Source organism: Mycetocola sp. (assembly GCF_025464835.1).
Lineage (GTDB): Bacteria > Actinomycetota > Actinomycetes > Actinomycetales > Microbacteriaceae > Mycetocola_A.
Genome location: NZ_JAODMP010000021.1, coordinates 45268 through 60652 on the forward strand (window position 1 = coordinate 45268; position 15385 = coordinate 60652).

A 15385-nucleotide genomic window follows, 5' to 3' on the forward strand; every position below is an offset into this window, starting at 1 on the left:
CGCTGCCAGATCCGTGTCCCAGCCTAATCCCATTCAGCAGACGCTGCGGCCCGGTTGCGGGATGGGTAGCGTGGGCTCATGGAGTTCTACGGCGACGCCCCGGCCTTCGATCTGACGTATTCGGACGTCTTCCTCGTCCCGTCCCGCTCGCGCGTGTCGAGCCGTCTCGATGTGTCCCTCGCACCAGGCGACGGCACGGGGGCGCACCTGCCGATCGTGTCCGCGAACATGAATTCGGTGACCGGCCCCCGCCTCGCAGCGACCCTCGCGCGCCGCGGCGGCCTGGGAATACTCCCTCAGGACATGCCGCTCCAGAAGCTGGATGCCGCCGTCCGCTGGGTCAAGGACCGCCCGGTCGCCTTCGACATCCCGGTCGAACTCGACCCCGATGCGACCGTCGCCGACGCGCTTTCCCTTTGCCCGGCACTCCCCGGCCACGGCATCGTGCTGACCCACCCGGACGGTTCTTACCTCGGGTGCCTCCCCGCGAGCGGGCTGGAACAGGCGGATCCAAGCGACCGGCTCGGCGACCTGATGCACGGGACGCTGCCGTCGATCGATGCGGAGGACGTTAGCGACCCCCGGGCAGCGTTCGACCTGCTCGTCGCCGCTGACCTCGACTTCGCGCCGGTGCTGCAGCACGGCCGGCTGGTGGGGACGATCAGCCGGACGTCTGCGCTGCGCTCGACGTTGTACACGCCGGCGGTCGACGCATCCGGTCGCCTGCTGGTCGCAGCGGCGATCGGCATCAACGGGGACGTAGCGGCGAAAGCGAGAGCGCTCGCCGCCGCCGGGGTCGACACCCTCGTGCTCGACACCGCGCACGGTCACCAGGCGGGGATGCTTCGGGCACTCTCCATCGTCAAGGGCCTCGGTCTGAACATCCCGCTCGTCGCAGGCAACGTCGTCACAGCGGCCGGAGTCACCGACCTCGTCGCGGCAGGCGCTGACATCATCAAGGTGGGGGTCGGCCCTGGCGCGATGTGCACCACACGGATGATGACGGCCGTCGGTCGCCCACAGTTCTCCGCCGTCCTGGAAACGGCCGAGACGGCCAGCGACCTCGGTGCCCATGTCTGGGCAGACGGCGGGGTGCGGTACCCGCGGGACGTGGCGCTCGCGCTCGCCGCAGGGGCGGCATCCGTCATGGTCGGATCCTGGTTCGCCGGCACAGTCGAAGCCCCTGGCACCCTGAACACGGATGCGGCCGGCAGGCTCTACAAGGAGAGCTGGGGGATGGCGTCGACGAAGGCCGTGCAGGAACGGTTCGGCAAACTCGACCCCTACGAACTCGCCCGGAAGACACTGTTCGCCGAGGGTATCTCCTCATCGAAGATCTACCTCGATCCGTCGCGCCCATCGCTCGAGGACCTGCTGGACATGATCACCTCAGGGGTTCGGTCCTCGCTCACCTACGCTGGCGCCTCTTCGCTCGCCGAGTTCCGGGAGCGGGCCCTTGTCGGGCTGCAGTCCGCGGCGGGATACGACGAGGGTAAGGCGCTCCCCGTCTCCTGGTGAGCCGTGAGGGCGTCGCTCGCGGGTCTTCCGCTGCGGGCGGGTGATGGCGAAGGAGTTGTGCACGTTTCGCTGGAGATCGCACGATTCACAGGACCGAAAGCTGAAAAGCATCCTGATAATCGTGCGATTCCCTTTTCGGTTGCGACTGCTGCCCGTGCCGCAACGCTCCGCAGCGAACTCCCACCGCCGCCTGCGTATACTTGAACCCACAATGGACGACCCCCCTCCTGCCCGTTCGCCCGAAGCTCATCAACCCGTCACCCGCCGGGAGTTGACTCATGTTTGAGTTGATACTCCTCGCCGCCGGCCTAGCCCTCACCGTGGGAACGGGCCTCTTCGTCGCCAGCGAGTTCGCGCTGGTCAACCTCGACCGCTCCGAGCTCGAAGCTCGCCAGGCGCGAGGCGAGACCCGGCTCGGCATGACCATCGCCGCGCTCAAGATCACGTCGACCCACCTGTCGAGCGCGCAACTCGGGATCACCCTCACGACGCTGCTCACCGGCTACACGATCGAACCGGCGCTGAGCTCCCTGCTGAGCCCGCCGCTGCTGTCGCTCGGCCTGCCGGAAGCAGCGGTCACGCCGATCGCCGTGACCGTCGCCGTCATCGTGGCCACGCTGCTGTCGATGATCATCGGTGAGCTCGTGCCGAAGAACTTCGCGCTCGCGCTGCCCGTCCACACCGCGAAGCTCGTCATTCCGTTCCAGACCCTGTTCACGACGGTCTTCAGACCGGCGGTGACTCTTCTGAACGGCAGCGCCAACGGCATCCTCCGATCGATGGGGATCGAACCCAAGGAAGAACTGTCCGGCGCACGCACCGCCGAGGAACTGTCGAGCCTCGTCCGGCGAAGCGCCGGCGCAGGCACGCTCGAGAGCGACACCGCGACGCTGCTGAACCGCACACTGCTGTTCGCGAACCACACTGCCGCCGACGTCATGACGCCGCGCCCGCGGGTCGAGTCGGTGCGCCGGGGCGAATCGGCGAAGGCCGTCGTCGAACTGGCCCGCACGACGGGATACTCCCGCTTCCCCGTCATCGACGAGGACGCCGATGACGTGGTCGGGCTCGTCCACGTCAAACAGGCCATCGCGGTTCCGCGAGAGAAGCGGGCGGATGTGCCGGTGTCAGCCCTGCAATACGACATCGTCCGCGTGCCGGAGACCATGCGCCTCGACGCACTGCTCGAAGAGCTCAGGGGCCGCGGCTACCAGATGGCCGTCGTCGTCGACGAATACGGCGGAACCGCCGGAATCGCAACCCTTGAGGACCTCGTCGAAGAGCTCGTCGGTGAAGTGGCCGATGAACACGACAGAACCCGGGCGGGCGTCGTCAAGACACTCGACTCGATCGCCTTCCCTGGCAGCCTCCGCCCCGACGAACTACTCGAACGCACCTCGATCTCGGTCCCGGAGGACGGGCCGTACGACACCGTCGCCGGTTTCGTGATGTGCGAACTCGGGCGGCTGCCGCGCGTCGGGGACGAAGTGCCCATCGACGCCGGGTCGCTGAAGGTGGAACGCCTCGACGGGCGCCGTATCGACCGCATCCGCTTCACCCCTCACCCCGCCGAGGAGGGCGACGATCATGAGTGACTGGGCAGGAATCGCCTGGCTGTTCGTCCTGCTGGCAGGCAACGCATTCTTCGTCGGCGCTGAGTTCGCCGTCATCTCGGCCAAGCGCTCCCAGATCGAGCCTCTGGCCGAACAGGGCAAACGCAGTGCCATCACGGCTCTCTGGGCGATGGAACACGCCACCCTCATGCTGGCCACCAGCCAGCTGGGGATCACCGTCTGTTCGCTGCTGATCCTGAACGTGTCGGAACCGGCCATCCACCACCTCCTCGAGGTGCCGCTCGGGATCACCGGCCTGCCAGAAGAAGCCATCGGCACGATCGGTTTCATCATCACGCTGCTCCTCGTGTCGTACCTGCACGTGGTGTTCGGTGAGATGGTCCCGAAGAACCTTTCGTTCTCCGTTCCGGACAAGGCAGTGCTCTTCCTCGCACCCCCGCTCGTCTTCGTGGCTCGCGTGTTCAAGCCGGTGATCTGGTCGCTGAACGCCATCGCAAACGGTGTGCTCCGCCTGTTCGGTGTCGAACCGAAGGACGAGGCGACGTCAACGTTCACGCTCGACGAGGTCGCCAACATCGTCAACCAGTCGACGAAGGAGGGCCTGCTGCTCGACTCGACTGGTGCGCTGCTCGCTGCGTTCGAGTTCACCAACAAGAAGGTGATCGACGTCGCCATCCCCGTCGAGCATCTCGTCACGCTGCCGTACGACACCACCCCTGAGCAGGTCGAACGGGCTGTCGCCAAGCACGGTTTCTCGCGATACGTGGTCGTCGACCCCAACGGGCTGCCCAGCGGATACCTCCACCTCAAGGATGTGTTGCGGCTGGAATCGTCTGCCGAGCCGGGAGACGAGAACGACCCGGTGCCCGCCAAGCGGATCCGGCAGTTGGTGTCGATCTTCCAGGACACAGACCTCGAAGACGCACTCGCCATCATGCGCCGCTCGGGCGCCCACCTGGCCAGGGCGTTCAACACGGACGGGGAGACCACCGGGGTGCTCTTCCTCGAGGACATCATCGAGGAACTCGTCGGCGAAGTTCAGGATGCCACGCAGCGTCGCTGACAGGGACCCCGAGACCCGGTGAAGGCAAGGGGCTTGAGCGATCCGGCAACTCGGGGTTTCGTGGATGCTGCGTCGAACGGCGCGCACCGCGAAAGGATCAGCTCATGAGCAACGGACCAAGCCCGATCGATCTCCAGAAAGCACTCGGCGGCATGGAATACCCGGCGTCGAAGGACGACATCCTCCGCAGGGCTCGGGAGAACGGCGCGGACGACGACGTGATGTCGGCGCTCGGAAGGATCGACGACCGGAGCTACGACGGGCCGACCGGCGTCAGCGAAGCCGTGTCGTTCTGAGTTCCCTCCACAGCCGCTGTTTCGCGCGACAGCGGTCAGTTCCCGGTCGGGTAATGGGCGCGCCGGTACGCGCCAGGGACCAGCTCGTCGATGCCGGACATCGCCGCTGCGCGCAGGGCGAAGTGCGGGTCACGGAGCGCCTCACGGGCGATCATCACGGCGTCCGCCCGGCCCGAACGAACGATGTCCTCAGCCTCCGTCGGGTCGGTGATGAGCCCAACGGCCGACACCGGCACGTGTGCGTGATCCCTGACGTAGGTCGCGAATCGGACCTGATACCCGGGGGAGAGCGGGATCTCAACACCGGCGACGGCGCCCCCGGTGGAGATGTCGAAAAAGTCGGCGCCGGCGTCAGCGGCCCAGCGGGCGACGGTTGCCGTGTCCGTCTCGTTCCAGCCGCCTGCCGCCCAGTCGGTCGCTGAGAACCGCACGAAGAGCGCCCTGTCGCCGAGGACGGCTCGCACCGCACCGACCACCCGGAGGAGAAAACGGGCCCGGTTCTCCAACGTGCCGCCGTACCGGTCGGTTCGCGTGTTCACGAGCGGGGACAGGAACTGGTGAAGCAGGTAACCGTGTGCGGCGTGGATTTCGACGACGTCGAAACCGGCGGTCACCGCGCGGGTTGCCGCATTTGCGAACGCCTCCACGATGCGGGTGATGGCTCCCTCGTCAAGGGCGAGAGGGGCGGCGAAACCGTCGAATGGTTCCGTGGTCGGGCCGACGGGTTGCCACCCTCCGTCCGCCGCCGGAACCGTACCTCGCTCGTCGGTACCCCACGCGGGGAAGGTCGACCCCTTGCGCCCTGCGTGGCCGAGCTGGATGCCGGCGGCGGCTCCCTGGGATCGGATGAAGGCGGCGATGCGGCTCCAGGCTGCGCCCTGCTCGTCGTTCCAGATGCCGGTGTCGCGGGGCGAGATCCGGCCGTCAGGCGTCACCGCTGTCGCTTCGGTGAGAACGAGGCCGGCGCCGCCGATGGCGAACTGGCCGAGGTGCACGAGATGCCAGTCGGTGGGAACGCCGTCCTCGGCGAACACCGAATATTGACACATCGGCGCGATCCACAGGCGGTTGCGCAAGGGAAGCGCGCGAATGGTCAGGGGTGAAAACAGTTCAGGCATTGTGCTCCTCATCGGCGACTTCAACCTATCGTGAAGGCATGGAGAATTTTCCCGGAGCCCACTGGATGCCGTGGGGCGAGCACGATGCGGCGGCATACGTCGCCGTGCCCACCGCCGTGAGTGACAAGTACAGCCGTGGTGTGCTCGGCATTGTCACAGGCTCACGCGCTTACCCGGGTGCTGCTGTTCTCGGGGTGGAGGCGGCCGCGAGGACCGGCCTCGGGATGATTCGATACCTCGGCGATGCCACGGACCCTGTGCTGGCGAGGCGACCGGAGGTGGTCGCGGCGCCCGGGCGTGTGCAGGCCTGGCTGATCGGCTCAGGCACCGACTCCCAGGACCTCGGCCTGCTCGGCGCCCTGTTCTCCGATGCCCTCGCCTCCGTCGAGCCGGTCGTCGCCGACGCCGGCGCCCTGGAGAGTGTTGCGCTCGCACCCCGCCGCGGCGTGATCGTCACACCGCACTACCGGGAGCTCGCCCGCATGCTCGCCGCTGCCGGAAGCCCGGTTGAGGTGGCCGCGATCGCGGCGGCCCCCGACCGCTGGGCGATCCGGGCCGCGAACCGGCTGGGCGTGACGGTGCTGCTCAAGGGAGCGACGACGTGGATCGCCGAGCCGGACGGCGCGCACCTGTCGGTGTCGATCGCCCCGCCGTGGACGGCGACCGCCGGTGCGGGTGATGTCCTCGCCGGTATCCTCGGCGCTCTCCTGGCCACCCACTCCACCGCGGCAGGAGAGCCGGGGATGCCGGCACGGCTGGCGGCGTCTGCGGCTGTCATCCACGGGCTCGCCGCCTCGATCGCATCACGGGGCGGCCCGATCGTGGCTCTCGATATCGCGGAACGCGTGCCTGACGCCGTGCGTCGTTTGCTCGGCGCCGACCGGGCGTGACAGCATTTCACAGCCAGCTCACAGCCGGCGCAACGAAGAGCTTGTGACTCGCGCGTTAGCGTCTGACAGCAGACCAGTCGTCGCGTCCACCCGCCGAAAAGAGACAAAGATGCAGGTTCGAACCAGACAGAACGTCGCAGCGACACTCGCCGGAATGGTCGTGGTCGGTGGGCTTGCCGGATGCGCCGGCTCGGGTTCGACGACGACCTCGTCGGAGTCGCCGTCGCCCGGCACACCGACCGGGCAGCGGGCGGCGGGCGCCGACTACAAAGACGGGCAATACACCGCGGAGGGTTCGTACCTGTCGCCGGGAGGTCCAGAGTCGGTGACCGTCACCCTCACCGTGGAAGACAACACGGTGACCGACCTGCAGGTCACCGGGTCGGGTGGCACGCCGAACGCGAAGAAGTATCAGGGCGAGTTCATCGAGAACATCGACGAGATCGTCGTCGGCAAGAACATCGATGAACTCGACGTGTCCAGGGTCGCCGGGTCTTCGCTGACCAGCGGCGGGTTCAATCAGGCCCTGGAGCAGATCCGGGATGATGCCAGCAGCTGAGCCGAGCGTGTCTCCGCTGGTCTTCGAGGCCATCGGAACCCGCTGGCAGATCGACTCGGCGGTACCGATCGAGCCGGTTCTGGCGGAGGGGATCTTCGACCGTATCGCGGCATTCGACAGGACCTGGTCGCGGTTCCGCCCCGACTCCGTCGTCGCCGACATCGCACGAGCTGCTGGCAGCAGGGACCTCGGGATCGACGCTCCGGCGCTGTTCGCACTCTACGCGCGACTGGCAGAAGCCACGGACGACGCGGTGTCGCCGTTCGTCGGGGATGCTCTGAACCACCTCGGCTACGACGCGTCATACTCGCTACGGGAACGGGATGAACCCCGCTCCGGCGCTCCGCACTGGGCACAGATCGCACGGCTGGACGGGACGGTTCTGCACACCAGAGCGCCGGTGACGATCGACATCGGCGCTGCGGGGAAGGGATACCTGGTCGACCTCGTCGCCGCACTGCTCACCGCGGCGGGGCACACGGCTTTCACCGTGGACGCCTCAGGTGACCTCGCACACCGGGGGGAACCGATCCGGGTGGCCATGGAGCACCCATACGATCCGTCACGCGCGATCGGTGTCGTCACCCTGGCCGGAGGCGCCCTCTGCGCTTCAGCCACCAACCGCAGAGCATGGGGCAACGGGCTGCACCATGTCGTCGACGGTCGCACAGGGTCGCCGGTCGACGAGGTCGTCGCCACCTGGGCGCTCGCCGCTGGCACGGCCACGGCGGACGGCGTCGCCACGGCGCTCTTTTTCGCGGCTCCAGCCGAGCTCGCTGCCTCTTTCCACGCCGAGTGTGTCCGGGTCTTCACGGACGGGCGGATCGAACGATCCCCAGGATTTCCGGGGGAGTTGTTCCGATGAAAGGCCGATTTGACACCGCCATCGGGCGGGTGACGATGTACCGCCTGGTCAGCATCCTTCTCGGGTTCCTCGCTGCCGTCAGCCTCGCCCTCTCGGCTACGGGGATTCTGTTCTTCAGCCCCCTCGAACTCACGGCGGGACTCGTCGTCGCCGTCGGCGTCAGCATGATCGCCAACCGGCTCGTCGCACCGCTGTTCCGCGTCTCCCCGCACACGGAGTCGGCACTGATCACCGGGCTGCTGCTCTTCTTCATCTTCCGGCCGAGCATCGAGCCTCTGGAACTTGTGGCGACCGCGGCTGCCGCCCTCGTGGCGACCCTGTCGAAGTACCTGATCGCCGTGCGGGGCAGGCACCTGTTCAATCCGGCGGCGTTCGGCGCGGTGATCGTCGGAGTTACGGGGCTCGGCGTCTCCTGGTGGTGGGTGGGCAGCACAGTCATGCTCCCGGCGGTTGCGATAGCGGCGCTCCTCGTTCTGTATCGCACAAGACGGGTCGCCCTTGCCGGGGTGTTCATCCTGGTCAGCGTCGCGGCCGTCGTCGTGCAGCTTCTCGGTGACGGCATGCCGGTCGCCGCTGCGCTGGCGACACCGTTCACCTCGTACCCCGTGGTGTTCTTCGCGGCGTTCATGCTCACCGAACCGCTCACCCTGCCACCACGGCGCTGGCAGCAGCTGGCGGAAGCAGCAATCGTCGGCCTGCTCTTCGCCGTGCCATACGGCCTCGGCCCGGTGTTCTCAACGCCCGAGCTCGCGCTCGTCATCGGGAACCTGTTGGCGTTCCTCGCCGGGCAGCGCCGTGGTATCCGTCTGGTGCTCGAGTCCCGGCTCCAGCTGACCCCGACCGTCGTGGAACTGTGGTTCCGGCCAGCAACGCCTCTGCACTTCGCGGCAGGCCAGTACGTGGAACTGTCGGTGCCTCATCGCAGCCCTGACGCTCGGGGGAGCCGGCGCATGTTCAGCATCGCGACGGCGCCCGCCGACCCGATGGTCGCGGTCGCGTACCGGGAGCACGAACCACAGAGCAGCTTCAAGACAGCCCTTGCCCGCCTGGAACCGGGTGCGGTTGTTCGGGCTACGGGCATCTGGGGAGACTTCACCCTCCCAGCGGATGTCACGAAACCGCTCGTTCTCGTCGCGGCCGGCATCGGGATCACCCCTTTCCTCAGCCAGTTGAACGACCTGCGCCGTGCCGGCGAGAAGCGGGACCTGATCCTCGTCTACGCTGTCTCGGGCCCGCGGGAGATCGCCCACAGGGCCGAGCTCGAGCAGATCGGCGTGCGGGTCATCCTCGCCGCCCCTGAACCGCCAGACGTGCTGCCCTCTGGCTGGACCTACCTCGGCCGAGGGCGCCTCACCGCTGAACGGCTGAGCGCGGCGATTCCCGACCTGCCGGAGCGGACTGCCCTGATTTCGGGGCCACCCGGGCTCGTCGACGCGTTGCGGCCGGTCTTCGGGAGACGGGCGAAAAAGGACTACTTCTCCGGGTACTGACCTACCCCGCCTAGGATGAGACCGGTGATCAGGCGAATCGGCTTCTGGACGGTGTTCGTCGTTGTTCACGCCGTTCTGGCCTGGATCTGCCTCGGCCTGCCCGGTACCGGGGTTGGCGAGTACGCCGTCGGTTTCCCGCTCGGAGACGTCACCCACGTCTACCGCCCGTGGGTCGAACAGGCTCTCTCTGGCGGGCCGATCGTCGGAATCACCCGGGAGTGGGTGTACCCGATCGCGGCCATCGTCCCGATGATCGCGGCGATGGGACTCGGCCCCGGGCTGTACGGGCCGGCCTGGCTCGCTCTCGTCAGCCTGCTCAACGCCGCCGGTTGTGCCGCGCTCCTCGGCTCCTGGGCGAGCAGGCGGCGCGAGACCGCAGCGTGGTGGTGGCTGATTTTCACAGCTCTGCTCGGGCCGGTCGCCCTCGCCAGGATCGATGCGGTCACCGTGCCGATAGCCGTCGTCGCGCTGCTGCTGGCGGCACAGCATCCGTTTGTCGCCGGTGTGCTGCTCGCGGCCGCCACCTGGATGAAGGTGTGGCCGGCTGCTCTGATCGCCGCTCTCCTCGTCTCCAGTCGGTCTCGAGGAGCGGTGCTCATCGCGGGAGCCGCAACGAGCGCCGCTTTCGCGCTCCTCGTGGTGGGGTTCGGCGGGGCTGAGCACCTCTTCGGCTTCGTGGGCGAGCAGACCGGCCGTGGGCTGCAGATCGAAGCTCCGGTTGCCACCGTCTACTTGTGGCTCATGTCAGCGCAGGTCCCCGGCAGTTATCTCTATTACGACCAGCAGATCCTCACCTTCCAGATCACCGGCCCTGGCACGGAAGCGGTGATCGGAATGATGACGCCGCTTCTCGCGCTCGCCGTTGTGGGGACCGTGCTGGTCGCGGTTCTGGCGTCTCGGCGGGGCGCATCGGTGTCTCGCCTGTTCCCGTCGCTCGCTCTCGCCCTCGTGGTCGTGTTGATCGCGTTCAACAAGGTCGGCTCGCCCCAGTTCCAGACCTGGCTGGTCGCGCCGGTTCTTGTGGGCCTGCTGTACAGGGGGAGGGCGTTCGCCTGGCCGGCGGGAATCGCTCTGGTCCTCGCTGCGCTCACCCAACTCCTGTACCCGTATCTCTACGGCGAACTGCTCTCGGCGGCACCGGCGATGGTGTTCGTCCTGAGCGTGCGAAACGTTGGCCTGTTCGTGCTGCTCGCGTGGGCGCTCACCGATGTGTGGAGGGCGGGCACGGAGGCGGATCAATCCTCGCCGAGCGCCGCCTCGAGCCGGTCGACCTTGCCGGTGAGCTCACCGGAGTAGCCGGGCCTGATGTCCGCCTTGAGCACGAGGGACACCCGCGATCCGTACCGGCCGACGGCGTCGGTCGCCCGGCGGATCACGTCGAACACCTCATCCCAGTCACCTTCGATCGTGGTGAACATGGCGTCGGTGTGGTTGGGCAGCCCGGATTCCCGGACGATGCGGACGGCTGCTGCGACCGCGTCATGGACGGAAGCGTCGATGCGGCCGGTGCCTGAAGGGGCGACGGAGAAGGAGACAAGCATGGGCTTATCTTCCCACCGCACGGGGAGTGCGGATAGACCTGACGGGTCAGTCGAGGATGATGCCGTCGAGGATGGCACGCTTGCGAAGCGCGACCTTGGTGCCGACGTCGAAGCCCGAGGCCCGGTACTTCTCACGGATGCGCTTGAGATAGCTTTTCGCCGTCTCTTCCGAGATGCCGAGTTCGTACGCGACCGACTTGACCGGCTCCCCAGCCGCGTACAGCGCCATCACACGGCGTTCCTGGGCGCTGAGCTTGGGTGAGCCAGTGGTCGTGGCGTTGAGGGCGATGTCGAGTTCGTGGGAGATGAACGATTCGCCGATATAGGCGGCGCGGATCGCCTCCACGATCATCGTGGGATCCTCGGTCTTGACCAGGTAGCCGAGGGCACCGGACGCGAGCGCTTCACGAACCACGGCGGGGTCGGAGTATGTGCTCATCAGCACAGTCTTCACCCCGGTCGTCTTGAGGATGGACAGTTTCAACGAGACGGGGATGTTGTCCTTGAGGTCGAGGTCGAGGAGGACGACATCGACGGGGAACTCCGAGTGGGTGAGCAGCTCCGGCCAGGTGGGTACGGCAGCGACCATCCGGATGTCGCTTGCGGCTCCGCGGATCCATTCGGTCAACGCCCCGAGAAGCATTTTGTGATCGTCGACGATGGCGAGACGGATCGGGCTTTCTACGCTGGTCATGTGTAGTTCTCCTCTGTGTCCTCGGTCTATTGATCGATCGGGCTGTCGACCGTGCACTCGATTACGACCATGAGGGCCCCCGTTGTCGTTGTATCAACATAGCGTCCCGTGCGTCCCAAGTGCTGCCATGTGGCGGGTTCCACGTCAACGCGTCGCATGCCGCGGGCCTCGATCTGGATAGGGAAACGCAGCCGTGGGCGTCCTTTGGAGGCAAGCGGGACCGCAGGGCCGAGGGTGACGACGGCGTGCCGTGTCGTGCGTTGCTCGCCGTACATGAGGAGCCACAGCGCCGACAGCAGACCGTCGCGCTGGCGCTGGTCGAGCAACGCTGCGAGAGCATCGTCGTCGCGAAGGTCGACCGAGACCGACAGGAAGTCCGATTCGGCGATGGCATGGTGCAGCCAGGTGTGTCGACGGCCGGCGACGAGGTGGCGCCGCAGCACAGTGGACAGCTCGCCGGCCCGATGAGCCCGGTCGGGTTCGAGGGGCAGCGGCTCGCGGCCAGAGGCGATGTCATCGAACAACTGCTCGACCTCGAGGTCGACCTGCGCAAGTTCCTCGGACTCCAGCATGCTCACGCCGAACGCCGGCGCCATGACCGTGCTTTGGATCAGCACGCGGTCGAGTGCCATGAGGACCATGCGGCGGTAGGAGGCGACGAGGATGCAGGCGATGAGCGGGGGAAGAACGGCGAATGCGATCAGCAGCACTTCTGCCCCTGCGTTGAGCGGGTCAATGTCCGGCCGGATGAGGAAGGTTCCGACCAGCGCGGCGCCGAGCACGCCGGAACTGATGGCGACGTCACGCACAGAGCGCAAGGTGACGGTGCCGAGCAGCGCCCCTCCCGCGGCGATCGCCGCGGTCGGGTAGATGCTGTCGCTTCGGGCATCCCACACCGCGGAGAGGTCGAGCACGACCACCACCGCGAGGCTGCCCAGGAGGAACGTGAAGCCGAGGTTCCCGAGGAGGTAACCGCTCGCCCGCACCCCGACGATCGTGAGCGCGGATGCCGTAAGCAGCAACAGCCAAGATGTTCCGCTGATCAGGGGGTGAGGCAATTCATGGACGGAGGAGAGGAACCGCCACAACGAGTGCAGCACCACGACGCTCCCTGCGACGGCGAGCGAGGTACCCAGCTGGCTGGTCCCGAGCGTTGCCCTCGCCGATGCGACACGGTCGGGGCGTGCGGTGATGCGGTTCATTTCGGCATCTCCAGGACGACAGTTGTGCCGGCACTGGGGGCGCTGAAGACTCGAACGCTTCCGCCGGAATCGCGAACACGTGCGACGACGGAGTCGGCGAAGCCCAGTTTCCCTTCGGGGACGGTCGACGGGTCGAAGCCGCTGCCGGCATCCGTCACCACACCGCGAACCATTTCACCGTCGTCGCTGAGGGTGACATGGGCTTCGCTCACGCCCGAATGCCGTCGCACATTCTCGAGGCATTCGGAGAGGGCGAGGATGAACGCCTCGAGTTTCGTGCCTGGCAGGCCGATCTGGCCCGAACCGTGCCATTCGATGTCGAGGCCCATCGAGCCGAACCGTCCCTTCAGCGCCTCGAGCGTTCCGCCGAGCGAAAGCTCGGCGGTGTGGGTGAGCGTGTATTCACCGGAGGAACGCGGTTGCGGCGATTCGCCGAGACGGAGCCGTTTCAAGAGCAACCCGTCGGATTTGGCCTGGGCACGCATCGCCTCCGCAGGAACACCCACACCTGAGTGCGCGAGCAGGGTGAGCGTGGCAAGCACGGTGTCGTGCAGGAGCCGCGCATTCCGATGCCGTTGCGCCTCGGTCTCGCTGGCCCGCCGTTCGACGTTATGCGCCCGGCCGATGCTCGAGACCCGCCGCATCACCCGCGGGAAACTGGACCGCAGCCAGATCCCGAAGAGCGTTGAGGTCGCCCAGCCGGAGACGATGAAGAGCAGCATCGAACCCGTGCGGGGCTCATTGCCGCGCGTGAGCAGGAGCAGGAAGATAACCGTCGCCGAGAGTGCGCCGAACAGGGACAGGACCTGCCCCCACGATGACACGAGGATGGTGGCCATCGAACCGATTCCCCACGCTCCGATCGCGGAGATGGCGGCGGCTGTGGCGATGTTCAGGTGACCGCTCGACGGCATGTAGATCCCGGCGATCAGGGAAAGCCCCAGGGAGAAGGCGAGGACCATCCACAGCGGATGCGGGCGGTGCGTCATCAGGATCTGCGTCGCGAGAAGGGCGACGATCAGGCACGAGCACGCGATCGCGTTCGATACCGTCATCGCCCCTGGCAGCCAGATGCAGATGGCGGCGACGGTTGTCCCTGTCAGACCGAACAGCCGGGTTGTGCGGTAAAGCAGCCTGGCCAGCTGCCAGGAGAAACGATCGCGTTCCTCGGTACTCAGACGGGAAGGGCTCATGGCATTCCCCCCGGGTAGCAACTCCCGTCGTCCCCACAACCGATCATGTCGAGAAGTCTAGGGGGAGCGCGGCTCAGGAAACCCGGGCGGCTCGCCGGTCCGCTGTGTCCAGCAACCGTCGTAGGTGCGCGCTCACGGCGTCCGCTTCGATCAGGAAGCCGTCGTGGCCGAAGTCCGAGGTGATGACCGCCGGCACCTGACCGTCGATGTTCGAACGGATGCCCCTCGCGATCGTTTCCTGCCCCTCGAGCGGGAAGAGCCGGTCAGAATCGATGCCCAGTACAAGGGTGGAGGCGGTGACCCGGGCGAGTGCGGCGTCGATTCCACCCCTGCCGCGTCCGATGTCGTGGGAATTCATCGCCTCGACGAGCGTGATGTAGCTGTTGGCGTCGAACCGCCTGGTGAACTTGTTGCCGTGGAAGTCGATGTACGACTCGATGGCGTATTTGCCGCCATCGCCGAGAGGGCTGATCGCCGACTGCCAGCTCCGGCCGAACCGGGCGTTGAGTTCCGACGGGCTGCGATAGTTCAGCAGTGCCATGCGCCTGGCGAGGGCGAGCCCGCGATGCGGGCCGGTGCCGTCCTGGGCGTCGTAATAATGCCCACCGGCGAACAGCGGGTCCATCCGGATCGCTTCGATCTGCACCGAGTTGAGGGCGACCTGGTCCGCTGTGGTGTGCGGGGGAGCGGCGAGAACAGCAAGGCGTTCGACCCGGTCCGGGTAGCCGACGCCCCACTCGAGTGCATGCATGCCGCCGACGGACCCGCCGATCACGGCCGCCCACCGGTCGATGCCGAGCAGGTCGGCGAACCGCGCCTGCGTTCGAACCTGGTCCCGGATCGTCGTGTACGGGAAGCGCGACGACCACTCGTAGCCGTCCGGCGCGAACGAGGCAGGGCCCGTCGAGCCTTGGCAGCCTCCGAGCATGTTGGGTGTGACCACGAACCACACGTCGGTGTCGATGGCGAGCCCAGGACCGACGATGCTGTTCCACCAGCCGGCGGTGGCGTGACCGCGGCCAGCGTCCCCGGCGACGTGGCTGTCGCCGGTGAGGGCGTGGGTGATCAGGACGGCGTTGTCCTTGTTCGGGTTGAGCGTGCCGAGGGTCTCGTAGGCGAGACGAACGTGCGGGAGGTGCCCGCCCGCTTCGAAGTCGAACGGGCCGAGGTCCGCGAACTGGCGCTCACCGGCGGGATCGCCGTCACGCCAGGCGCCGGTCGCCGGGGGTTTACCCAGCAACTGCTTCGCCAGCTCCTCGGTGATGAAGCTGGACGGAACCGTGTCTTCGGGTGTCTGCCAGTCCATGCATCCATTGTGTCGGCTTCGGCCCACCTGGTGGGCCGTGTTACGACCGCGCCGGGCGGCATCCGTTCCTCGGACG

Annotated in this window: 15 protein-coding genes; 9 read left to right on the plus strand and 6 right to left on the minus strand. The window is 67.1% G+C overall.

From position 1 onward, the window contains the following. Positions 1 to 78: 78 nt before the first annotated feature. From JWP90_RS02930 to JWP90_RS02945, 4 genes are all read left to right on the plus strand, one after another. Positions 79 to 1518 carry a GuaB1 family IMP dehydrogenase-related protein gene (locus JWP90_RS02930; protein WP_297359390.1) on the plus strand — a complete coding sequence of 480 codons (1440 nt, stop codon included), beginning with the start codon at positions 79 to 81 and terminating at the stop codon, positions 1516 to 1518. 278 nt (positions 1519 to 1796) lie between these two features. Further along, on the plus strand, positions 1797 to 3113 hold the full coding sequence (locus JWP90_RS02935; protein ID WP_297359391.1) for a hemolysin family protein: 1317 nt from the start codon (positions 1797 to 1799) through the stop codon (positions 3111 to 3113). Further along, complete coding sequence (locus JWP90_RS02940; RefSeq protein WP_297359392.1) at positions 3106 to 4155, plus strand: hemolysin family protein; 1050 nt, start codon at positions 3106 to 3108, stop codon at positions 4153 to 4155. The genes JWP90_RS02935 and JWP90_RS02940 overlap by 8 nt, the downstream gene beginning before the upstream one ends. A 104-nt stretch (positions 4156 to 4259) precedes the next feature. Continuing rightward, positions 4260 to 4451: a DUF2795 domain-containing protein gene (locus JWP90_RS02945; protein ID WP_297359394.1), complete on the plus strand. Its 192-nt coding sequence runs from the start codon at positions 4260 to 4262 to the stop codon at positions 4449 to 4451. A 35-nt stretch (positions 4452 to 4486) separates the two neighbouring features. Here JWP90_RS02945 and JWP90_RS02950 read toward each other — a convergent pair whose 3' ends face one another. Continuing rightward, positions 4487 to 5569: an NADH:flavin oxidoreductase/NADH oxidase gene (locus tag JWP90_RS02950; RefSeq protein ID WP_297359395.1), complete on the minus strand. Its 1083-nt coding sequence runs from the start codon at positions 5567 to 5569 to the stop codon at positions 4487 to 4489. Between the two features lie 38 nt (positions 5570 to 5607). On the opposite strand from JWP90_RS02950, the gene JWP90_RS02955 reads away from it, so the two are divergent. The 5 genes from JWP90_RS02955 (at position 5608) to JWP90_RS02975 (ending at position 10669) form a co-directional block, all read left to right on the plus strand. After that, positions 5608 to 6459, plus strand: coding sequence for an ADP/ATP-dependent (S)-NAD(P)H-hydrate dehydratase (locus JWP90_RS02955; RefSeq protein WP_297359396.1), 852 nt, complete (start codon positions 5608 to 5610; stop codon positions 6457 to 6459). 109 nt (positions 6460 to 6568) lie between these two features. After that, positions 6569 to 7018, plus strand: a complete 450-nt coding sequence (locus JWP90_RS02960; RefSeq protein ID WP_297359398.1) for an FMN-binding protein — start codon at positions 6569 to 6571, stop codon at positions 7016 to 7018. Then, a complete protein-coding gene (locus JWP90_RS02965) occupies positions 7002 to 7883 on the plus strand; it encodes an FAD:protein FMN transferase (protein ID WP_297359400.1) in 882 nt (293 codons plus the stop codon). Before JWP90_RS02960 ends, JWP90_RS02965 begins: the two co-directional genes overlap by 17 nt. Beyond that, complete coding sequence (locus tag JWP90_RS02970) at positions 7880 to 9373, plus strand: oxidoreductase (RefSeq protein WP_297359402.1); 1494 nt, start codon at positions 7880 to 7882, stop codon at positions 9371 to 9373. Before JWP90_RS02965 ends, JWP90_RS02970 begins: the two co-directional genes overlap by 4 nt. Before the next feature lie 24 nt (positions 9374 to 9397). After that, positions 9398 to 10669 (plus strand): glycosyltransferase 87 family protein, encoded by a 1272-nt coding sequence (locus JWP90_RS02975; RefSeq protein WP_297359404.1) that lies wholly within the window; start codon positions 9398 to 9400, stop codon positions 10667 to 10669. Here the strand turns inward: JWP90_RS02975 and JWP90_RS02980 are convergent. The 5 genes from JWP90_RS02980 to JWP90_RS03000 all read right to left on the minus strand — a co-directional run bounded on the left by JWP90_RS02980 (position 10609) and on the right by JWP90_RS03000 (position 15309). After that, positions 10609 to 10914 (minus strand): thiamine-binding protein, encoded by a 306-nt coding sequence (locus tag JWP90_RS02980; protein WP_297359405.1) that lies wholly within the window; start codon positions 10912 to 10914, stop codon positions 10609 to 10611. The genes JWP90_RS02975 and JWP90_RS02980 overlap by 61 nt on opposite strands. Before the next feature lie 46 nt (positions 10915 to 10960). Then, entirely contained in the window at positions 10961 to 11608 is a 648-nt protein-coding gene (locus tag JWP90_RS02985) for a response regulator transcription factor (RefSeq protein WP_297359407.1), read from the minus strand. A gap of 26 nt (positions 11609 to 11634) precedes the next feature. Continuing rightward, positions 11635 to 12810 carry a hypothetical protein gene (locus tag JWP90_RS02990; protein WP_297359409.1) on the minus strand — a complete coding sequence of 392 codons (1176 nt, stop codon included), beginning with the start codon at positions 12808 to 12810 and terminating at the stop codon, positions 11635 to 11637. Continuing rightward, positions 12807 to 14003: an ATP-binding protein gene (locus JWP90_RS02995; protein ID WP_297359411.1), complete on the minus strand. Its 1197-nt coding sequence runs from the start codon at positions 14001 to 14003 to the stop codon at positions 12807 to 12809. The genes JWP90_RS02990 and JWP90_RS02995 overlap by 4 nt, the downstream gene beginning before the upstream one ends. A 73-nt stretch (positions 14004 to 14076) precedes the next feature. Then, positions 14077 to 15309: a homoserine O-acetyltransferase gene (locus JWP90_RS03000; protein WP_297359413.1), complete on the minus strand. Its 1233-nt coding sequence runs from the start codon at positions 15307 to 15309 to the stop codon at positions 14077 to 14079. Positions 15310 to 15385 lie beyond the last annotated feature (76 nt).